At 42.4% G+C, this 21,909-nt stretch carries 17 protein-coding genes and 1 pseudogene; 12 read left to right on the forward strand and 6 right to left on the reverse strand.

Annotated elements, in window-relative coordinates:
- Window positions 1-166 precede the first annotated feature (166 nt).
- The 7 genes and pseudogenes from E0F88_RS14720 to E0F88_RS14750 all read left to right on the forward strand — a co-directional run bounded on the left by E0F88_RS14720 (window position 167) and on the right by E0F88_RS14750 (window position 6,306).
- Window positions 167-1,189, forward strand: a complete 1,023-nt coding sequence (locus E0F88_RS14720; RefSeq protein WP_131959037.1) for a TlpA disulfide reductase family protein — start codon at window positions 167-169, stop codon at window positions 1,187-1,189.
- 76 nt (window positions 1,190-1,265) lie between these two features.
- On the forward strand, window positions 1,266-1,508 hold the full coding sequence (locus tag E0F88_RS14725) for a hypothetical protein (RefSeq protein ID WP_131959038.1): 243 nt from the start codon (window positions 1,266-1,268) through the stop codon (window positions 1,506-1,508).
- Window positions 1,509-1,684: 176 nt separating this feature from the next.
- Window positions 1,685-2,098, forward strand: coding sequence for a c-type cytochrome (locus E0F88_RS14730; protein WP_310589725.1), 414 nt, complete (start codon window positions 1,685-1,687; stop codon window positions 2,096-2,098).
- 21 nt (window positions 2,099-2,119) lie between these two features.
- A pseudogene (locus tag E0F88_RS14735) lies at window positions 2,120-2,854 on the forward strand (molybdopterin-dependent oxidoreductase); the annotation flags it as partial.
- 107 nt (window positions 2,855-2,961) lie between these two features.
- The gene (locus E0F88_RS14740; RefSeq protein ID WP_131959040.1) at window positions 2,962-3,843 is read left to right on the forward strand and encodes a DUF1684 domain-containing protein; all 882 of its coding nucleotides are present in this window, start codon (window positions 2,962-2,964) and stop codon (window positions 3,841-3,843) included.
- A gap of 119 nt (window positions 3,844-3,962) precedes the next feature.
- On the forward strand, window positions 3,963-5,390 hold the full coding sequence (locus E0F88_RS14745; RefSeq protein ID WP_131959041.1) for a phytoene desaturase family protein: 1,428 nt from the start codon (window positions 3,963-3,965) through the stop codon (window positions 5,388-5,390).
- An 82-nt stretch (window positions 5,391-5,472) separates the two neighbouring features.
- Entirely contained in the window at window positions 5,473-6,306 is an 834-nt protein-coding gene (locus tag E0F88_RS14750; protein WP_131959042.1) for an SDR family oxidoreductase, read from the forward strand.
- A gap of 25 nt (window positions 6,307-6,331) precedes the next feature.
- On the opposite strand, the gene E0F88_RS14755 is transcribed toward E0F88_RS14750, so the two are convergent.
- Window positions 6,332-7,555 carry a sterol desaturase family protein gene (locus E0F88_RS14755; protein ID WP_310589724.1) on the reverse strand — a complete coding sequence of 408 codons (1,224 nt, stop codon included), beginning with the start codon at window positions 7,553-7,555 and terminating at the stop codon, window positions 6,332-6,334.
- Between the two features lie 25 nt (window positions 7,556-7,580).
- Window positions 7,581-8,012: a transposase gene (locus tag E0F88_RS14760; RefSeq protein WP_131959043.1), complete on the reverse strand. Its 432-nt coding sequence runs from the start codon at window positions 8,010-8,012 to the stop codon at window positions 7,581-7,583.
- Between the two features lie 570 nt (window positions 8,013-8,582).
- Between E0F88_RS14760 and E0F88_RS14765 the strand changes: the two genes are divergently transcribed.
- The 4 genes from E0F88_RS14765 (at window position 8,583) to E0F88_RS14785 (ending at window position 14,686) form a co-directional block, all read left to right on the forward strand.
- The gene (locus tag E0F88_RS14765; RefSeq protein WP_262709890.1) at window positions 8,583-9,980 is read left to right on the forward strand and encodes a family 2A encapsulin nanocompartment cargo protein cysteine desulfurase; all 1,398 of its coding nucleotides are present in this window, start codon (window positions 8,583-8,585) and stop codon (window positions 9,978-9,980) included.
- A gap of 121 nt (window positions 9,981-10,101) precedes the next feature.
- Entirely contained in the window at window positions 10,102-10,923 is an 822-nt protein-coding gene (locus tag E0F88_RS14770) for a serine O-acetyltransferase (RefSeq protein WP_131959045.1), read from the forward strand.
- Between the two features lie 452 nt (window positions 10,924-11,375).
- Window positions 11,376-11,828 carry an RrF2 family transcriptional regulator gene (locus E0F88_RS14780; RefSeq protein WP_131959046.1) on the forward strand — a complete coding sequence of 151 codons (453 nt, stop codon included), beginning with the start codon at window positions 11,376-11,378 and terminating at the stop codon, window positions 11,826-11,828.
- Between the two features lie 416 nt (window positions 11,829-12,244).
- Window positions 12,245-14,686 (forward strand): PIG-L family deacetylase, encoded by a 2,442-nt coding sequence (locus tag E0F88_RS14785; protein WP_131959047.1) that lies wholly within the window; start codon window positions 12,245-12,247, stop codon window positions 14,684-14,686.
- A 67-nt stretch (window positions 14,687-14,753) separates the two neighbouring features.
- On the opposite strand, the gene E0F88_RS14790 is transcribed toward E0F88_RS14785, so the two are convergent.
- From E0F88_RS14790 to E0F88_RS14800, 3 genes are read right to left on the reverse strand one after another with little or no spacing between them, the layout of a single operon-like run.
- Window positions 14,754-16,949, reverse strand: a complete 2,196-nt coding sequence (locus E0F88_RS14790) for a PepSY domain-containing protein (RefSeq protein ID WP_131959048.1) — start codon at window positions 16,947-16,949, stop codon at window positions 14,754-14,756.
- 12 nt (window positions 16,950-16,961) lie between these two features.
- Window positions 16,962-17,456, reverse strand: coding sequence for a DUF2271 domain-containing protein (locus tag E0F88_RS14795; protein ID WP_131959049.1), 495 nt, complete (start codon window positions 17,454-17,456; stop codon window positions 16,962-16,964).
- A gap of 5 nt (window positions 17,457-17,461) precedes the next feature.
- Window positions 17,462-18,934 (reverse strand): ankyrin repeat domain-containing protein, encoded by a 1,473-nt coding sequence (locus E0F88_RS14800; RefSeq protein ID WP_131959050.1) that lies wholly within the window; start codon window positions 18,932-18,934, stop codon window positions 17,462-17,464.
- A gap of 562 nt (window positions 18,935-19,496) precedes the next feature.
- On the opposite strand from E0F88_RS14800, the gene E0F88_RS14805 reads away from it, so the two are divergent.
- Window positions 19,497-20,693 (forward strand): inositol-3-phosphate synthase, encoded by a 1,197-nt coding sequence (locus tag E0F88_RS14805; protein WP_131959051.1) that lies wholly within the window; start codon window positions 19,497-19,499, stop codon window positions 20,691-20,693.
- A 59-nt stretch (window positions 20,694-20,752) separates the two neighbouring features.
- Here E0F88_RS14805 and E0F88_RS14810 read toward each other — a convergent pair whose 3' ends face one another.
- Window positions 20,753-21,901: an efflux RND transporter periplasmic adaptor subunit gene (locus tag E0F88_RS14810; RefSeq protein WP_131959052.1), complete on the reverse strand. Its 1,149-nt coding sequence runs from the start codon at window positions 21,899-21,901 to the stop codon at window positions 20,753-20,755.
- Window positions 21,902-21,909 lie beyond the last annotated feature (8 nt).

Below are 21,909 nucleotides of genomic sequence, written 5' to 3' on the forward strand. Positions count from 1 at the left end.
ATTTTTGTACCCCTGTCGAGTTTAAAATTAAACTAAAATTTGAGTTAAAATGACGATACCAATGTGGCGGAAGTGTTTTAGGTACAATCCCCCCCAAAATACATATTAGAATTTTGTTTCCGTATCGGTTTTGAATATATTTGTCTATAAACTTGGTAGAGTATATATGGAAAGTAAATTCTTACTAATAGCAGCACTTCTGACAGGCACTTTTTCGTTTGCCCAAAACAAGACAACCCAGGTGACGATCGAAGGATCTGTTCCGGGTGTAAAATCAGGATATGTATACCTGCAAAAATTTCAAGAGAAGTTGTTTTCTTCTGTTGACTCCGTTTTGGTTAAAGACGGGAAGTTTAAATTGCGCTCTACTGTACAGCTTCCGGAAGTTTACGGGTTGACGTTGGATAACAAAAAAGCACCGTTGTTTCTTTTTCTGCAAAATACGCAGGCTGTAAAGGTCGTACTGGATACTGCCGCTTACTATAAAAACAGCACGGTGACCGGCTCCGAAGCCCAGGCGCTTTTTGACAAAGTTAAAAAGACTCTCGATTTAAAAATTGAAGAACTTATTGCTGCCAATCCTTCTTCCATTGTGTCTGCGTATGTACTGTACCGTAACTTTTCTTACAGGCTTACACCTGAGCAAATCAGACAAAATATCGATCTGCTAAGTCCGTCACTGCATTCAACTCAATACGTAAAGACTTTGGAAAAACTAATTGTCACGATGGACAAAGTTTCGATAGGTAAACCAGCTATCAACTTTACGGCCAACGATACACAAGGCAAGCCGGTAAAACTTTCAGATCACTTTGGTAAATACTTATTGATAGACTTCTGGGCTGCTTGGTGCGGACCTTGTCGGAAAGAAAATCCAAATCTGGTAGCTGCCTATGAGAAGTATAAGGATAAAGGATTTGAAGTATTTGGCGTTTCGCTGGACAAAAGCAAAGAAAACTGGCTGAAAGCGATTGATAAAGACGGCCTTACCTGGACACAGGTATCAGACCTGAAATACTGGGCCAGCGAGCCGGCAGGCCTTTATGGTGTGAGAGCCATTCCTGCTAACTTTTTATTGGATCCCCAAGGTAAAATCATAGGTAAAAATCTGAGAGGAGAAGAGCTTCATAAAAAGCTCGAAGAACTGTTAGGTTCGGGTTCAGCGGAAGTTAAGAAGAGTTCAAAATGATAAATTGCCGGACTCGAAAGGGTTCGGTTTTAGTGGGCCTGCGTCATCCCATTATCCATATCAATCGCTTCATTTTATGAGCAATATCGTTTTTTTGCGAATTATGTACCGCAATGCGGTCAGCCTCCATGGTGTTACCTCTATCATCGAATCCGTAAAAGGACTTAGAATCAGGCATCTCAATTTTGTAAACAGGGGGCTTGATTTTGTCGGAGTGGTGGCTTTTGAAACGTCCCGGAAAGAAGATGTACCTTATCTTATTCATCTGCTTCGCGGTAATGGAGACATTTCGAAAGTTGAAAAAGTATCAAAAAAATGATTAAGTATTTATGGTCAGTAATGATTTTTTTGCGCAGCCATTCTGTTTGTTTCTTTTAATACAAAAAAAGTGACCGGCAGAATGCAGAAAGGATAAGCATATCAGATACGCTTCGCTGGCCAAAAAGTTTTGGACTGGGCCGCTCTGCCACTGCTGCTGAAATTGCCCGGATCGATATCGATGTAAGACCTGACGGAAAAGGACTTCCGGCTGGTTCGGGAACGGTAAAATCAGGTAAAGAAATTTATGCGGTAAAATGTGCAGCCTGCCACGGTGTTATGGCAACAGACGGACCAAATGACAGACTTGTCGTTGGTGACACAACCAAGGGCAAAAGGATAAAGGCCATTGGAAATTATTGGCCATACGCCACAACAATTTTTGATTATGTGAGGCGGGCAATGCCATTTAATCAGCCGGGTTCTTTGACAAATGAGGAAGTGTACAGCCTGACCGCCTATCTTTTAAATGCAAACGGATTGATCGGTGAAAAAACAGTTGTTAATGCAGCGAGTTTACCAAAAGTAAAGATGCCTGCGCAACAGCGGTTTGTGCCCGATGACCGCAAGGGAGGCTTGGAAATCAGGTAGAATTTAAACGGTAGATCGACAATCACACCTTCGGATCTGCACTATGAACGCCATCATGGAGGCGTGCCGGTTATTGATCCGTCGAAATATGAGCTGGTCATTCATGGGCTGGTTGAAAAGCCGATGGTTTTTACTTTGGCTGAATTTAAGCGTTTTCCTTCGATATCAGGTATTGCCTTTTTGGAGTGCTCGGGGAATTACCGGGGTGAGACTTCCGGAAAAATAAGGCTGTTTTTGCCGGGTTGGGAAGGTAATGTAAGTGTGAAATGGCTGCGAAGGCTCGAACTCTCCGATGAGCCTTTTATGACAAGGGAAGAAACTTCCAGGTACACAGAAACGGTAGGAGAAGGCAAAATCCGTCAGTTCAGTTTTACAATGGATGCCCGGTCGATCATTACCTATCCTTCATATCCTGCTTCGGTAGAAAAAGGCTGGATCGAAATAAGGGGAATTGCAGGGAGCGGCCGCGGAAAGATCACAAGGGTTGAAGTAAGTACGGATGCAGGGAAAACCTGGAAGAATGCCGACCTGCAGGATCCTGTAATGGACAAGGCGCATGTTGCTTTTCGTTATTTGTGGCACTGGGATGGAAATCCGACAGAAATTATGAGCCGAGCCGTTGACGAAACAGGATATATACAGCCGTTTCTTAAAGAGTTACTCGCTGTAAGAGGCGGTGATATTTCCTATCACTTCAATCCTGTTACAGCCTGGCTTTTGCAAAAAGACGGGAAAGTATTATTCAAACCAACCTAAGTTGAAATTCATGTAATTATATATACCCTATAAATATAATAGACTAATTAAATTCTTTATTTTTGTATCGTCAACCACCCGGCTTTATTCAAATTAAAAATGAAGAAATGATGAGAAAATTATTTAATTATTCTGTTTTGCTGTTACTGGGTGTGGTTTTGTTTTCATTCAGAGCCGATTCTGCTTATGAAAATGAAATCAGGGATTGGCATAAAAAAAGGGTGGAGGACCTTAAATCCGAAAATGGCTGGCTCAACCTGGCAGGATTGCTTTGGCTGGAGGAAGGGGAAAATACTTTTGGAGGTGACAGTGAAAACGACATTATTTTTCCAAAAGAAAGGAGCGATGCAACGCTGGGTAAGTTTGTTTTAAAGGATGGTATAGTTACACTGGTTGCCAATAAGAATGCCGGGGTTTTCAGTGGTGAGCAGCCAGTGGAAAACCTGCAGATATTTCCTTCTGAAAAGCCAGTTGTCTTAAAACACAAAACCCTTCGCTGGTTTGTCATACAACGCGGCGACAAGTATGCCGTAAGGCTGCGCGATCTTGACAGTCCGCATTTGAAAGCCTTTAAGGGCATCGACACCTACCCGATTCAGACAGACTGGAAGATTAAAGCAAAATTTGAAGCGACAACCGGAAAGAAAATTGCGATTACAGATATTACAGGACGCACAGCTGATCAGGATTCTCCGGGAACGCTGGTATTTAATGTGAAAGGCAAAGAGTACCGTTTGGACGCAGTAGGGTCAGAGAGAAGTCTTTTTATCATCTTCGCGGATGAAACAAATAAAAAGCAAACCTACGGATCGGGGCGCTTTTTGTATGCATCTGCTCCGGACACAGAAGGATATACCTGGCTGGATTTTAACAAAGCAATCAATCCTCCCTGCGCATTTTCACCTTATGCAACCTGTCCTTTATCTCCAAAACAAAATAAACTGGCAGTAGCTATTACTGCAGGTGAAAAACGTTTTGGTGATCACTGACCATCAGATTGTCGAAGTTTTCGTACTGGGTTACTCAATGGAATATCAAAAAATTGGTATAATTGCTGAATGTAAACCGGTTACAGATCGTTAACTTCGTTTCATTTTAAAATCTTCGTGTGGCTAATCAGGATTATGACGCAGTGATAGTAGGTTCAGGTCCCAATGGGCTTGCGGCTGCTATTACTTTAAGACAGGCGGGATTGTCTGTTTTATTGGTTGAAGCAAAAAAAACACCGGGCGGAGGCATGCGCTCAGCAGAGCTGACTTTGCCTGGTTTTATACACGATGTCTGCTCGGCAGTACATCCGATGGTGACGCTTTCTCCTTTTTTTAGCAACATTCCTTTGCAGCAGCACGGGCTTGAAATGATCAATCCGATATTTGCTGCCGCACATCCTTTTGATGACGGAACGGCAGGTGTACTGCATCATTCACTGCAAAAAACGGCCGAAGGTTTAGGTCAGGATCAGGAAGCTTATCTGCGTTTAATGCAGTCCACGGTTAATAATCTGCCCAAATTACTTCCTGATCTACTCGGGCCATTTCCGTTTCCATCGCATCCGCTTGCGTTAGCTGACTTTGGCTTAAAAGCACTGCCTTCCGGAACCTGGCTTTCGAAACGTTTTAAAACCAAACAGGCACGCGGCTTGTGGGGCGGGATGGTAGCACATGCGATTCAGCCGCTGACCAATCTGACAACTTCTGCAATAGGACTGATGTTAATGGCCGCGGCACACGTGGGCAACTGGCCAATTCCCAAAGGTGGATCTCAGTCCATAGCCAATGCGCTGGTGTCTTATTTTCTTTCTATCGGGGGAAAAATAGAAACAGAATTTCATGTTAGATCACTGGACCAGCTGCCTTCTTCCAAAGCGGTTTTACTCGACGTTACACCTAAACAGCTGCTGGAAATTGCCGGCGATAAACTTAGCTCATCCTATGCACGAAAGCTGAAAAACTACAGGTACGGAATGGGGGTTTTTAAAATTGACTGGGCACTTTCTGAATCTATTCCGTTTAAAAACGAATCCTGTCGAAAAGCAGGTACGATCCATTTAGGAAATACCATAGAAGAAATAACACATGCTGAACAAATTACGTCGGACGGAAAACTGGCAGATAAACCCTTTGTTTTACTGGCCCAGCCAAGTTTGTTTGACAGCACCCGTGCGCCGGAAGGCAAACATACGGCCTGGGCATATTGCCATGTACCCCATGGTTCCCAGCAAGACCGAACAGAAGCAATCGAAAATCAGGTAGAACGATTTGCACCTGGCTTTAAAGACGTGGTTTTGGAACGGCATACCATGAATACTTTGCAAATGGAGGCTTACAACCCCAACTACATCGGTGGTGATATCAACGGAGGGATTCAGGATATCAGCCAGCTTTATACAAGGCCAGTGCTGAGCCTGTCGCCTTACCGGACTTCTGCTAAAGGTTTGTATATCTGTTCTTCCTCAACTCCGCCGGGTGGAGGCGTTCATGGCATGTGTGGTTACCATGCAGCCAAACGTGCCTTAAAAGATATTTTTCATATCTGATTGAAGCACAGTTTTTTTCTCTTTTACCAATGAATATTTTACGTGGTAAAAGAACAATATTTATACCGTCAAATTACATTTTATGTCAAATAAAACTGCACTTATTACAGGACCAACTTCTGGTATTGGTTACGTCACCGCAATTGAATTGGCGAAGAAAGGTTACGATCTTATTCTCGTCGCAAGAAGCGAGGCCAAAGCCAGGTTGGTTCAGGAAGAAATTTCAGGCAGGGTTAAAGCTGATTTTGTCGGATGCGATCTTTCGGATATAACTTCTGTAAAAGATGCAGTGCAGGAAATCAAATCACGATATGACAAAATTGATGTACTGATTAACAATGCCGGTCAGATATTTCAACACAAACAGTTTTCACCTGACGGAATTGAGCTTACTTTTGCAACCAATCATATCGGGCCTTTTGTGTTAACAACCGGACTTATCGATCTTTTGAAATCCGCTGATAAGGCCAGAATTGTGAATGTAGCTTCCGAAGCACATTTTTTTGCTTTTTACGATATCCGCAAGCTGGTAGATCCGCCCGTATATCAGGATTTGATTGTTTATGGAAGATCAAAACTGGCCAATATCCTTTTTTCTAACGAACTGGCTGAAAGATTAGAATCTTTTGGAATTACATCCAATGCAGTACATCCCGGTACGGTTGCCAGCAATTTTGCAGCTGATGGAACCGGAATCACTGCGGCATTTATGAAGCTGTTACGGCCTTTTCTAAAGACAACCAGTCAGGGTGCGGAAACCAGTATTTTCGCTGCTTCCTCTCCCTTTGCAGAAGGTATTTCCGGTAAATATCTGGTCAACTGCAAACCAGGACGTACTTCCGGGGCTGCTAAAAATAGAAAGCTGGGTCAGGAGCTTTGGGAATTCAGCGAGAGGTTAGTCCTTGATCATGAGTAAAAAATAGTAGTGTTTTTAAACGAAATTAGGCACTTTGAGATCCGTAAAGGGTATTTAAATATTGCTTTTGAAGGGTTGAGAAATAGGCCAGTGAGCTGATTGTTAAAATGGCAAAAACAGCAAATGTGGTGGGATGCGGGAAGTAATAAAAGGTGGTGAGTATTACAAAAAATCCTCTGACAACTTCGAGATAAAAAACCCAGCGCCGCTGTTCCAAAATGGCACCGCAGTTGATTACGGTTATTAAAATAAATAAGGCTGTCATGATTTGCAGAAAGAGATCGGTCTGGTGTTCAAAAAGAAGCAGGAAGAAGAGTATTGTCACCATAAAGCTAAATTGCCCGATTACATACAATCTGAACTTTTGTGTCCGGACCCGTACCTTATGTCGTGAAAGAAACTTCTTTTCGACGATCTGTCTTATCTCAGGATCGAAATCCGAAGGACTGCCGAAAACGATTTTTAACTTATTAACAAGACCATTTTCTCTTTTGGCTGCATACCAAATCTCGACCAGAAAGTGAAAATGCTGCCAGAGAAAACTGTAACTGTCGAGCTGTTTGGTCAAACCATACTGTGCTTCCTGATCTTCCTTAGCAAATGTTCCGAACAGCTTATCCCAGATGATAAACATGTCTCCAAAGTTTTTATCAAGATAGTCTTCATTGCTCGCGTGATGAACGCGGTGATGAGACGGTGTAACAAGGATGTATTCTAAAATGCCTAATTTGCCAATAAGCTGGGTGTGTGTAAAAAACGGATAAAGCCCGTGAACAATGAGCATAGTTGTGATCATCGAAGCAGGAAAACCAACAAGCGGAAGCACAGACCAGAACAAAGTTCTTACCACAGCCTGGAAAACCGTTATCCTGGTGCCCGCCGTGTAATTAAATTCATCACTGGTATGATGTACCACATGAAATCCCCAGAACAAATTAACTTTGTGACCCGCGCGATGGTACCAATACCAAACCAGGTCGGTGGCCAATATGAGCGCGATCCAGGTTAAAATGGTTGGTTTGATGTTAAACATGGCGTAATGTTTATGCAGATAATCGTAAAAGAAATAAAACGAACCGGCTGTAAACAGATCGATAAGTCTTTCTGCCACACCCACATTCATATTGGCAATGGAGCTTGTAAAATTGAAGATTTTTTTGCCTGTTCGTTTTGCGATAAGGTATTCCAGCCCGATAAAAAACAGGAATACAGGAACGGCCAAGGCCATGTAGTTCAAATTCATAGTCATTGTAAAGGTGTTCAGCAAACGGTGGTTAATGAACGTTCTGTAAAAAGAAAGTCCTGTTGGCTACTTCAAAGAAGTCGATCAGAATAGAGTTGCGGTCATTGGTGTTGAGATACAGCTTTATCTTTCTGAGAAAATCATAAAGTGGTTCGCTGTATTTATGACCTGTTTTTTGCTGAAACTCTTCAATAGAAACGGCGTTATCATTTTTGATCAGCAGATGCAGGGCGATAAAAAAGTAAGATATCGGCAGTTTGCTTCCTTCCAGTAATGTGCCGCTTTGAAGTGTGGTCCTGAACTTGCAGCTTTTGCATTGAAACTGATGTTTCGACGAAAGCCAATAATGGTGGCTTCCACCACATTTTTTACAAACGATGCCCCGTCGTATACGATAATCTTTGAAAGCTTCCACAGCCATTTCTTCATTTTTGTAGATGCTGATGTGTTCTTTTGAAAGCATTTTCCCTAAGTCTAAAATTTTATCATGGGCCAAATTTACAAACATATTCCATAAAAAATATAAAGTCTATGGAATTAGTATATAATTAATGTTGTGGTAAAGTATACGATTTGAAAATCCACAAAATCCAGTAGCATTATAGATTTTTAAACAGAATAAAAAATGGCTATGAAATACTTTACAAATGGTTTTGCGGAAATATCAGGCTTTAGTTTTGGTAAACCTGAGTAATATTTGGCTAGGGGGTAGGGTCCGTTTTTTAGAAATGCAGGCCGGTGGTAAACTGCCTGATTAAAAAAAACGCTGAAAGTCAATTAAAGTATGTTTGTATGAGATATTCATCTTGGCATTTCGCCTTCGGCTGTAAATCAGGGAAATGCAATCAATCTGCGTGATCCGCAGACAAGCCTGTCTGATCCTAATTCGACCGGGTTCAATCACGTTCCCAAGTCGGCGGCCGGCAGTGGTATTTCTCCTTCGGTTATTCAAACCGGACCACCCTACGCCGAATCGTTTCCTTTTTCGGCTGATACTGCGTTTGAACCAAAGGCAGACAAGCTTTTTGCTTCGATCAATACATTTAAAAGCTTTCCACAGCTTCCTGTAAACCCCGGCCCATCGGCTTCCCAATACTATTTTTTGTCAGGAATCGGTTTTCAGGGAAATGATCCTTTTGCGCAGCCGGGTCATTATGGATCTCAGCTTGGAGAGAAATCTTTACCATTGGTTACTGATGGTAAAGGCGGTGCACCGTTTGATGTCAACCTGATCAAAAGAGACTTTCCGATTTTGCAAGAAAAGGTAAACGGGCGTCCGCTGATTTGGCTTGACAACGCCGCGACTACCCAAAAACCCAAACAGGTAATTGACAGAATCACGTATTTCTACGAACACGAAAATTCCAACATACACCGCGCTGCACACGAGCTTGCTGCCCGCGCAACGGATGCATACGAAGGTGCACGTAAAAAGGTACAGACATTTCTGAATGCAGGGTCGGTCAATGAAATTATTTTTGTGCGTGGCGCTACCGAGGCAATCAACCTGGTTGCTAAAACCTGGGGAGAGCAAAACCTGAGTGCCAGAGATGAAATTATTCTCAGCAACCTCGAACATCACGCCAACATCGTTCCCTGGCAGCAGCTTGGGGCCAAAAAGGGTTTGAAAATCAGGGTAATTCCAGTTGATGACGATGGCCAGATACTGCTTGATGAGTATGCCAAATTGTTAAATTCGAAAACACGCCTGGTTTCATTTACCCAGGTCTCAAATGCTTTGGGTACGGTTACACCGGCAAAGAGAATCGTGGAAATGGCTCATGCGGCCGGAGCCAAAGTACTGGTAGATGGCGCACAGTCTGTTTCACACCTTCGTTCGGATGTACGTGCGCTGAACTGTGACTGGTTTGTTTTCTCCGGTCATAAGGTTTTCGGACCAACCGGAATTGGCGTGCTTTACGGAAAAGAAGATTTGCTAAACCAAACCCAGCCATGGCAGGGTGGAGGTAACGTGATTCAGGATGTGACTTTCGAGTTTACCCGGTTTCACGACGCGCCGAACCGTTTTGAGGCAGGTACAGGAAATATTGCCGATGCAGTAGGTTTAGGTTCGGCCATCGATTATGTCAATAAAATCGGCATTGATGTCATTCACCAATACGAACATTATCTTTTGGTCTATGCGACCGGCCTTTTAAAGGATATTCCCGGTCTTCGTTTGATCGGCACAGCACCGGATAAAGCATCTGTTTTGTCTTTTGTTTTTGCAGGTTACAAAACCGAAGAGGTTGGTGCTGCGTTGAACGAGGAAGGTATTGCGGTGCGGTCGGGTCACCATTGTGCGCAGCCTATTCTGAGAAGATTTGGGGTAGAAACAACCGTACGCCCGTCTTTGGCCTTTTACAATACCTGCTCAGATGTGGACGTGCTGGTGGAAATTTTGTACCGGTTAAGAAGTACACGGAGGTAAAAGCGGATACAAAAAAGAAATAAGTAGGTTAAAGGACGCTATCAGAATAAGCTTTTCAGAAATTTGAACGTTACGTTTAAGTGGAAAACAAGTTCTGATAGCTTTTGTGTATAAATCAAATATGAATCAAAGTACCAACACGCAGTCGCTGATCAGTCTTTTAAAGAAAACTCACAATGCGGAATGGGAGGCGACACCTTCTTCCCGTGATGCGATCAGGTGGCTGGATGATCTTGTGCAGTTTTTGTTTCCAAGTAACCATTTGCCCAAAAGTTCTGCTTACGAAGGTATACTGAAAAAAAATCAGATTGACCTTGAAAACATCCTGTTGAGTTACCTCGAACCCAGCGGAATAGATATCACCGGTGTGGTTGCCGATTTTTATAATTCCCTGGAAGGAATATACCAAAACCTGAGACTGGATGCAAGTAAAATAAATGAATATGACCCGGCAGCGACAAGCGTAAACGAGGTAATTGTTTCATATCCTGGATTTTATGCAATTACGGTCTACCGGCTGGCCAACCATTTGAGCCGTCTGGGAATACCTGTTTTGCCAAGAATATTAAGTGAGTTTGCGCATGGCAAAACCGGTGTTGATATTCATCCCAACGCGCAGATAGACGTTCCGTTCATGATAGACCATGGTACCGGAATTGTTATCGGCGCTACCACAATTATTGGTAAAAACGTAAGTATCTATCAGGGAGTTACGCTTGGGGCTTTACAGGTTGCCAAAGATCTGGCAGAAATTAAAAGACATCCCACCGTTGAAGACAACGTGATCATTTATGCCCGGACTACCATTTTAGGCGGTGACACGGTGATCGGTAAAAACAGCGTGATCGGCGGAAGCGTTTTTCTTACCAAAAGTGTCGAGCCCAATTCGCAGGTATTTAATACCCATCAGCTGCGAATTTTAAACAGACAGGAAGCCTCCTGATCTGCCTTCCAAAAAAAGTAAATTGTACTATTTGTTTTGAAATAAATAAATACGACATTTTTCATTCTCAGGATTAAAAAACCACTTCTTGAACGCCCTTACAAAGCGCCTGCTTATCCTGTTTTGCCTGCACTGTACATTATTATGGGACTTGCATTTTGTATTTTACTAATCATTTACAAACCGCAGTTCACTTGTCCGGGACTAATCATTGCTTTAAGCGGTGTTCCGGTTTATGATATTTTAAAACTTCGTAAACAAGCCTGATAATTATTTCAAAGTCCCACTTCGTACAAAAGCCTTCTTATTATATAGAATTGATCTAACATTTTCATTTATATGAACAAAAAGGCTGTCATTTAGGTTGATGTGCTATATATTTATTCCAAAATCAACAGTTGCTGCAAATGTGAAAATTTGTGACACTGAATCGTTAAGCACATCAATCAACAATGATATCAAAAAAAGCCAAGTACGCACTTAAGGCTCTTAAAGTATTAGCAGAAGAATATGGCAAAGGGCCGGTATTGATTTCTTACATCGCTGAAAAGGAGAAAATTCCAAAGAAATTTCTGGAAGCTATTCTGCTGGATTTGAGAAATAACGGCGTTTTGCAAAGTCAAAAGGGAAAGGGAGGAGGATACATGTTACGTATGGCTCCGGCGGATGTGAGTTTCTCAAAGGTACTCCGAATCATCGACGGTCCGATCGCTCCGGCGCTCTGCGTTTCCATGTTTTTTTACGGACGGTGTGATGACTGCAAGGATGAAGAAACATGCAGCCTCCGTACTGTTTTGGAAAAATGGCGTGATGCCAACCTGAATGTATTAGATAAAACAACGCTAATGGATATTCTCAGAGCAGATAATACTTCGGAAAAAATAATTACAGAATTAGAAGCATAAGTCTTCAGAACAAAAAAGCGACTCTTGTATAACAGGTCTTGTCAGAAACCGGAATCCAAGAGTCGTTTTCTATTACAACTTCCTCACCCATAGAGCCGTCTTCGCATTCTGTTTTTATCAAACACTTTCTGAAAACAGAACCTGCTGCGAATATAATTGACTGTTTTTGCAGGCTTTTTCAATAATTTTTATCGATAAAACCAGTAAAGTGCATCATGACAGCAATTTTATCAGCTGCTTTTTGTAAAAGTATTTATATTTACATGATTAAATCTATATATTTAGTAGATTAGTGTCGGTGCTGAAAAGAGCTGTGTCTCTTTTGGTATAATTTGATTTATTATTAAATGGTTATGCGTAAGAATTGCTACCTCCGGCTGTGTTTTTATTTTACTGTCTTTTTTATTCTGAATGATATGAATTCCTACGCCCAGATTCCAAAAAGGCCATCATCAGCCAGGATATTTCAGGATATCAAGAAGCTGGGCGTTTTGGGTAATGTCCTGTATTTCGGGGCGCATCCTGATGATGAAAATCCGACGTTTATTGCTTACATGGCAAATGAGAAACTTTATAATACTGCCTATTTTTCTTTGACAAGAGGAGATGGAGGGCAAAATCTAATAGGTACAGAAACAAAGGAAAGTCTGGGGATTATACGTACCCAGGAACTATTGCAGGCAAGGAGAATTGATGGCGGGCAGCAGTTTTTTTCAAGAGCTATTGATTTTGGTTTTTCTAAAAGTGCAGAAGAAGTATTTACCATTTGGGACAAGGAAAAATTATTGTCGGATGCAGTTTGGGTGATTCGTAAGTTCCGGCCTGACGTGATCGTATCACGATTTCCACCCGATGAACGAGCCGGACATGGACACCACATCGCCTCTGCTATTCTGGCGGAGGAAGCTTTTGATGCGGCCGCAGATCCCAAACGTTTTCCTGAACAACTAAAATTTGTAGATCCCTGGAAACCAAAACGCCTGGTTTGGAACGCCGGAATGTGGTGGAATCAACGCAGAGAAGCCGTAGGACAAAGTGATGCGGAAGATTGTATCAAACTTGATGTGGGTATTTATAATCCGCTTCTTGGCAAATCTTATGGCGAAATTGCTGCCGAAAGCCGAAGTCAGCACCGGACGCAGGGCTTTGGAACGGTCGGTTTTCGGGGCAGTCTGATCGAATATTTTAAACATGTCAAAGGAGAAAAGGCTTCCGGCGATTTGATGGATGGTGTCAATACGACATGGGAAAGACAGCCGGGCAGTAAGAAATTTCAGGATTTGCTTAAAATTGTATTAACGCAATACGATCATACGGATCCGGCTAAAGTGGTTCCACTTCTTCTTCATGCACGTGAAGCGCTTAGTAAACTTCCGGATGGTTATTGGAAAACGACGAAATCTGCCGAACTGGATAAAGTTATCAGGGAAGCGTTAGGTTTATTTATCCAGGTTACTGCGCAGGATTACGCATATACACCGGGTGATCAGCTTAATTTAAATGTTGAAGTGCTCAATCGTTCCAATGTTCCGGTTTCAATTCGTAAGATTAAACTTCCGTTTCAAAAGCCGGATTCCGTGGTTGAAATCAGCTTACAAAAAGATCAAAAATTAGAGTTTGCAACGGAAGTTTTCATTCCGGCAAATGCACCATACTCTCAGCCTTACTGGCTGCAAAAGGCCAGCGGACCCGGTCTCTATGAAGTTTCGGAAGCTGAAAATGTTGGAAAGCCCCAAAATGAGCCGATAGCAGAATTAAACTTTGAACTGCTCGTATCCGGAAAAGTTTTGAACCATATTTCCCCGGTAATTTATCAAAAAACGGATCCTATATTGGGAGAAGTACATCAGCCTCTTGCAATTACTCCCCCGGTGTATGTCTCCATATCCGAAAAAGTATATTTGTTTAATGGTAATGACGGAAAGACGGTTTCGGTAACGGTGACGTCCGGGAAGAATGATATCTCGGGTGATGTAAAACTTGATTTGCCGGAAGGCTGGCGGGCGCAGCCTGAATTCTTTCCGTTTACGCTTAAGCTGAAAGGGCAGGAGCAGGTTTTTGAGTTTAAGTTGTTTCCGCCCGACCATGCCGGAGAAGGGGAGTTAAATGCGGTAGTGACAGCAAAAGATAAAGTTTACAACCGAAGCCTGGCACTGATTAGTCATCCGCATATTCCTTTGCAGCTGCATTTTCCTGTTGCAAAAGCAAGGGTGGTAAAGGTGGATATCAATAAAAGAGGTAATCTGATTGGCTACATCAAAGGAGCAGGTGACCTGGTTCCGGCAAGTCTGCAGCAGATCGGTTATGAAGTTTCTATTCTGGAAGACAGAGATATTGTTACAGAAAATCTGGTCAGGTTCGATGCCGTTATTCTGGGGGTTCGTGCTTACAACATTGTGGAAAGATTGAAGGTCATTAACCCGGTACTGTTAAAGTATGTTGAAAATGGCGGAAATCTGATCGTTCAGTACAATTCTGATGAAGGGCTGTTATTAAAAGATTTTGGGCCTTATCCTTTCACTGTTTCCAAAAACCGCATTACGGTTGAGGCAGCGGAAGTAAGGTTTGTAAATCCCAACTGTTCAGCACTGAATTATCCCAATAAAATTACCAAAAAGGATTTTGATGGATGGGTACAGGAAAGAAGCCTCTACCAGCCCGCCAGCTGGTCGGACAAATACGAAACCGTAATTTCCTGCAATGACCCGGGAAGTGAAGCGCTTGACAGTGGTATTCTAGTGGCGCGATACGGCAAAGGCAATTACGTTTACACAACCCTAAGCTGGTTTCGTCAGCTGCCTGCCGGAGTACCGGGAGCTTACCGAATGTTTTCAAATCTGATCTCCCTGGGAAGATAGATTTCCGGCGCTTAAAAGACTAATTTTAGTACGCCGGAAATTTAAACTAAATAAACGAACGTGACTTTTAATAGCAATCCATCAGTACCTGACTATGCGATTGGTAATAACTTACGCTTTTTCCAAAATTCGTCTGGCAGATATTTTCCAATAATTCTACCACGTTGTTTTGCATAGAAAGTGACCCGCAAAGCATGATCACACCACCAGTTGACAGCACATCGGCAATCAACACTGCGTCCTTTTCAAGCAAATCTTTTACATACTGTTTTTTACCCTCACGGGAATAAGCTATATGTAAACTGCTTAATTTCCCAGCTTCCAGATTTTGGTGAATGGCAGTTTTATAAAGGCCAAAGGAAGCTTCGTCCCGAAAACCGCAATACAAATGACAATTTGTGCCCGGCGTTGGCTGATCAATCATGCCCAGAAAAGGTGCAATGCCTGTCCCGTTCGAAATCATGATTACAGAAGTTGCTACCTGAGGTAAATGAAAATGTGCGTTGCTGTCAATCCGGCCATGAATCGTTTCTCCCGGCTGCAACCGGTAAATATATTCAGAACCCAGGCCATTGGCATGAAGCTTTACACTAAGCTGTACGTCATTTCCAATTTTTCCGATAGAATACTGACGCTCGCGATGGTCGTCTGCCGGGTAAATAGCCAACAGATCTCCGGATGTAAAATCGGTTTCGCTTTCGGCTCTCAGGCGGATCAAAAACGACTCACCGGCAGCTGAAACTGCTGTTTTTTCAATTACGGTCAGCGCATGGGGACGTTCTTGTTTGGCAGTAAACAATTCGGTAGAAACTGCCAGCGGGATATCCGCATGCTGCGACCAGCTGGTAGCCCATTGGCTAAATTCATCCGGCGACCTGTCGTTGACGGTATGTATTTCCAGCGTGGGAATCGCCCAGGACTGTTTACTTAAAAGGTTATCAACCTCAAAGGCGAACTTGCAAAAATCGGGATAGGCGTGCGAACCAAAGCCAACTACTGAAAAATGGACAGGGTTTGGCTGTTTGTGTTTTGCAAGAATTGTTAAAAACCTGGTGGAATTGGCAGGCGGATTTCCCAGGCCATAGGTGGCCGCCATGACAATGATATGTTTTGCCTTTGGAAATATTTCATAATCATTCGGTTCAGCGATGTGTGCCGACTTGCCGGCTGCAATTAACTGCTGATGAATAGCGCCTGCGAAGCGAAAAGTGCTGCCGTTTTCCGAACCAACCAGAATGATGAATTCGCTGTCGGCTGCAGTAAACTTATTCTTAACCCGGTTCGCGCGGCGTTTCAGTGTAATAGCAAAACCGGAATAAATAAAAAACAGAATGTTGCCCGAAGCCAGGGCCAGCACCACAGCCCATATACCGCTCGCTCTTCCGGTGTGCAAATCCAGACTTAAATTGGTTAGCAATTCCGCAACAGGATATTTGTTTTCACTGAGAACGTCGCCGGTAATCTGGTTAACCGTTATTTCACGGTCTTTGAGTTTTAAAGTGTAATAATCTTCAACATCTTCGGAAAATGGAAACTCGATACTCCGGACTTCGTTCAGGTATAATTTTCTAAAAGTTTCGAAATCCGCAGCTTCTTTTACCGGCTCTGAACGAATGGGATCAAAGTCTATTTTAGCAGACGGTATGACTGTTTCAACAAACCCGAAACGTGCGAGTGACAGGTAAGTTCCGCTAAGAGCAATGATAAAAATTGGAATAAGGGAGAGCCTGCCCAGTACAACATGATAGTATTGTGCAAAATTATCCCTTACGATTTTTGTAAAAAACCGTTTTAATCCCCGTTGCCGCTGAATAATCAGAATTGTTCCCGAAACGGTGATCAGCAAAAGTAGAAATGCAGTTATTCCAATAAAAAGTCTGCCCAATTCATGAATAAAAAGTGAACGGTGAAGCGCTGTAACCCACTCGAAAAATTCACTTTTTTTACCCGGAATACCTAAAATTGTACCGGTCTTTGGATCGATATATGCCAGAAGATTTTCTCCCTTGTCATCGCTTCCCTGTATCTGAACAAACTCATTTGCATCAATACTAAGCTCGCTGATTCCCGGGTATTTTTTTCGTAAAACAGGTAGTGTTTCAGAGAGTGTGAGCTCATCGAAACTATCTGACCGGTAAGGCTGGGCTTTTTCAGCCAGGGGTTGAAAAGACAAAATGATGCCGGTTACTGATGCGAGGATCAGCAACAGAAAAGAAGATACAGCCAGGGCTAAGTGGCTGTATCTCCATATCGAAATAGTCATAATTGCTGATTCCTAGTTTGGACTGAAACGTACGTAACGGATAAATCCGGTGCCGTCGCTTTTTGCTGAAAGGCCTTCTGTGGTTAAAGGTATTTCCACATCTTTTGCATGATATTTTTGGTCTTCCACGGCGCTTTCAAAACGCAGCTTGTAGCCGGCATTAATCTTGGCATTCTCAATTTCAACGACATTCACACTACGGTCTCCGCCGGTAACAGATGCTCCCGTGATTGCGCTGATGTTGGCCGGTTTTTTAGTTCTGAATTTGTTCCATTCCTTCAAGCTGTTGTACCATTTTTTATCCGGGCCCATCACGTACAAAGTTTTCTCGTAAGCGCCTTTGGCATCAATTAGTGAAATGACAATGTAAGCACCTTCACCCGTATAGTTGGTCATCTGGATCATGCACTTGTACTTGGAAGTGGCTCCCTTTTGGGCGAATGAAGCCGTTGATACGCAAAAGAATACTGCCAGGAACAGGAGTGTTTTTTTTATTAAATCAGACATGAAAATTATTTCAGGAAGTTAACAGTTACATTGTTTTTAGACAGCGTTTCATTTTCACCTGCCAGGTCAAAGGCAGTTTCATTGAAGTTGGTCTGGATGTCTTTTTTAGCACCGATTGATAAAAGATACTTCATCATGGCATCATCTTTTGAGACCATCGCAGCCTTGTGCAAGGCAGTAATGCCTTCTTTATTTTTTGCATTAACATCGATTTTATAGGCTTCAAGACGTTTTACCAGTGAAAGGTCATTTTTAGCAACGGCTACATGATACAGCGTATTGCCATTTTTTGCCGGCTCGGTAACTTTAAAACCTTTTTCCTGTAACACTTTCAGTTTCGATTCAAATTCTGCTGCTCTTTGTCCATTGTAACCTTGCACAAGATAAAATGCCAGATTTTCGCCAGCTTTATCTGTTGTATTGACAGACGCTCCTTTACCAATCAGATAACCGATCACTTCCGGTGAATTACTGCGGGAAGCCATGGCCAATGCACTTACGCCTTTTGAGTTACCTAAATTGATATCCTTCACTTTGGAAAGCAGTAAGCTCAACGTTGCAGTGTCACGGTTGCTGCCAGCAGCGTTCATAAATACGGTATTTCCGTCTTCATCTGCCTTATTTACATCAACACCTTTCGAAAGAAAATACTTAATGATATCGTCTTGTTTTGGTTTACGCACAATGGCATGCAGCGCATTCTCACCGTTTTTACCAATTACAGTCGGTTTAAGTTTCAGGCTTTCAAGGTATTGATATACCTCAATCGAGTTCGCCCCGCCGCGGGATCCCTGTGCAGCCATAAGGATTGCATTTGAATTGGCAGGAACTCCTTTTTCCAGGAGTGTTTTAAGCACATCAATTTTACCTGCACGTGCAGCATAACTGAACGCATTATTACCAGCCGCGTCGGTACTTTTCAGATCCAGACCTTTTGATACAAAATAGTTGGTCAATACCAGATCTTTGTCATTAGCAACTGCAATGAGCAGGGCATTGGCACCTTCACTGTTAAGATCTTTTTTCAAATCTGCGCCGTGAGCAAGGCAGATATCATAAACTTTGGTGTTTTGCTGACCGCCGCCTGCAGCGAAATTGATTGGTGTTGCGCCATGGCCATCTACAAAATTCCCTTTTGCTCCTTTTGCAACCAGATATTCCATCACTTCCACGTTGCCTCTCATTGCAGCCCAATGCAAATAAATACGGCCATCGTGAGTCAGTTTATCAATGCCATTGCCTGGCTGAGATAACAGATATTCAATCGTAGGATTGGGAGCGCCGGCATTAATTGCCATAACCACAGGGTCAAACAGATTACCGTTAAACTGAGATGGATTACTTCCTTTTGCAATTTCCGCTTTAACCGCGTTAACATCGGGAGATGTTTTCCAGAACGATTGTTCTAAAAGTCCGTTTTGCTGGGCATGTGCAGCAAAGGATACCAATGTGGTAATAATGATAAATAGTTTTTTCATGCAAAGGTTAATTATTAATATCCAGACGATGCCTGTATGATGTTGATTACAATGAAATATCGACGCAAATCTAACGATAATTAGTCTAAATAGCGACAATTTTCAAAATTTTAGAGAATTCAATCCGGGTAAATTTTAAGGGACCGTCTGCGACTGGTTTGCAAATCAGGTTCATGATAAACTTTCCAAAATGATACTTTTTGGATTAGTTTGCGACACACGAACACCGCCTTGCTACATATTGATTATAACCGTTCGAAAGCTTAAAGCTGGTAAAACCTTCTGGTTTTTTATACCTCTTTTTTATGCGAAGTGTGTATTTTTATTCGAATTGGTAATTGTATTATGTGAATATACCCGTTTGGAGAAGAAAGAATTTATCCAGATCGATTCGTTCTCTACAATAAACTTAAATCCTGTCTAAAAAGATATTTTTGAATCAATGCAAACGTTTGCATTGATTTTTTTGTTCGGTTTTACGTAGAGATTTAAATCGCGTTTTTCATTTTGAAAAGTGAGTGTCTCGGAAAAATATCTTTTAATTTTTATTAAAAATCTACGAATGTCAAGTCAATCCAAAAAAATTAAAGTTGCTATTCTGGGCGTGGGAAACTGCGCAAGTTCATTGGTACAGGGAGTAGAGTATTACACCAGAAATTCTCAAAAAACATCAGGACTAATGGCTGATGATATAGGTGGATACAAAGCTGAAAATATTGAATTTGTATGTGGTTTTGATATAGATGAACGTAAAATCGGTCTGTCATTAAAGGATGCAATTTTTGCAAAACCAAACTGTACGATCATACTCAATTCAGAAATTAGTTCATTGGCACCGGTTTACCGCTCTCCGGTTATAGACGGGGTTTCTCCTCAAATGTCTGCTTATCCGGAAGCAAACCGTTTTGTGATAAAAGAAGAATTGAAACCGACTGATCAGCTGACAGACAAAACTGCTTATGATGAAGAGTTTGTTAAATCGCTTCGATTGGAAATAATTCAGCATTTGAAAGAACATCAGGCCGAAGTGCTGATCAATTATCTTCCGGTAGGGTCGCAGCTGGCAACCGAGTTTTATGCTGAAATCTGTCTGGAATTGGGTATTTCTCTGGTAAATTGCATACCTGTTTTCATAGCATCAGATCCGGTCTGGGAGCAGAAGTTTATTGATGCAGGAATTCCGATTATTGGTGACGACATGAGAAGTCAGTTTGGGGCAAGTATTGTTTCTCAGATGCTCCAGGAACTCGCTTTTGAAAGAGGACATCATGTCAAAGCACACATCCAGCGGAATGTAGGCGGCAATACGGATTTCCTGAATATGGAAGATAAAAATCGTTTAAAGTCGAAAAAGATATCTAAGGAAAATGTCATCAGAGCACAAAACGATATTCGCGGCATTTCGACGGAAGATAGTTTTCTGCACGCCGGGCCATCGGAGTACATCGCTTTTTATGGTGATAACAAGGTTGCCAATTTCCGTTTGGAGCTGGAAGGATTTATGGGCGCGCCGGTAATTTTGGACGCTCAGCTTTCAGTTCAGGATTCACCAAATTCTGCCGGGGTGGTAATCGACGCCATCCGTTATGTATACGTAGCAAGAGAACTTGGCCTTGTTGGTGCGCTGCGCGGGCCGTCTGCCTCTACCCAAAAAACTCCTCCTCAGCAAATGATGTTCAGTGATGCAATTAATGAATGTCACGCTTTGGCAAAACGCGAACTCACTGAATCAACTAAAAAACAGCTTAAACATTCCTAAATCCTAAAGCGGCTAAACGCCGGGTATGCCCGATCGTTTAGCCGCACCTTAAACGATCATTATCCTTCCTCTTCAGTATTTTTGATCTTCATCAACAGGGCATAAGCATTTTTCACAACAAGTCTGGTACTTTCGTCTATACCGGCAGCTTCAATCTGCTGTTTTCCTTTACTGATCACGCCCGGTTTTACTTCGGTCATCTCGAATTTCCCGTTTCCGCTATCAGTGAATACAAAAAACCTGTTTTCCCAGCGTACAACAGCTTCTTCGGGAACGGTCAGCGCTTCTTTGTTATCTACTGAAACTTCGCCGTTGATAAACATTCCCGGAACAAGAGAAGGACTGTATTGCTCAAAATGGCAATGTACCTCAGCCATTCTGTCCTGGTCTAGGTTTTTACTGATTAAGATGATTTCTGCCTGAAATTTCTTGCCTGGTTCGCTGTTGGTGTAAGCAGTAACATGCTGTCCGATCGCCAGTGTTCCCAGGTCTTTTTCAAAAACATTCAGCGCCAGATGTATATCACGCGGATCCACAAGTTCAAACAACATGTCGGTAGGTGAGGTATATTTGCCTACGTTCACATTTACTTTGGAAACATAGCCATTGATGGGTGAAAGTATTGAAACACTTTTTGAAATGTTATCGGCCTTTAACTGAACCGGATTTATGCCGATCACTTCCAGCTTTTGACCCAAGGCATTCATCAAAATTCTTTGCGTTTCCATTTCCGCCCGTGACTGCTGATATACTTTATCACTGCTGGCTTTGCTTGTGTTCAAATCACGCTGCCGGCTGAATTCTGTTTCTGAGAGGGTGAATTTTTCTTTTGCAGTCAGATAATCCTGCTGAAGCTGGATGAACTGCATGTCTTCCAGTACCGCCAAAACCTGGCCTTTCCGCACATGCATACCCGGAAGCATTTTTGTGAATTTAAGATAACCTCCCAAAGGAAAACTAAGGCTAACAGTGCTTTGGGGCGGCACGTCTATAGTCCCCTGAAGGTTCAGTACCCCGCTTATTTTTTCAAGCTGAGGCGTTCCTACTTCAATGCCTACACTTTTTAATTGTTCAGCACTAAACGAAACCGTTTGTTCCGAGTTGGTGGAATCCGCTTTGTTTTTCGTTTCGGCAACTTCACTTTTGGGGTCAGTTCCGCAGGATGCTAAAACCAGCAGGCTCAGACAGATTATGGTGTATCTTTTCATTTCTTTTT

It is taken from the genome of Dyadobacter psychrotolerans, assembly GCF_004349265.1.
Taxonomy (GTDB): domain Bacteria; phylum Bacteroidota; class Bacteroidia; order Cytophagales; family Spirosomataceae; genus Dyadobacter; species Dyadobacter psychrotolerans.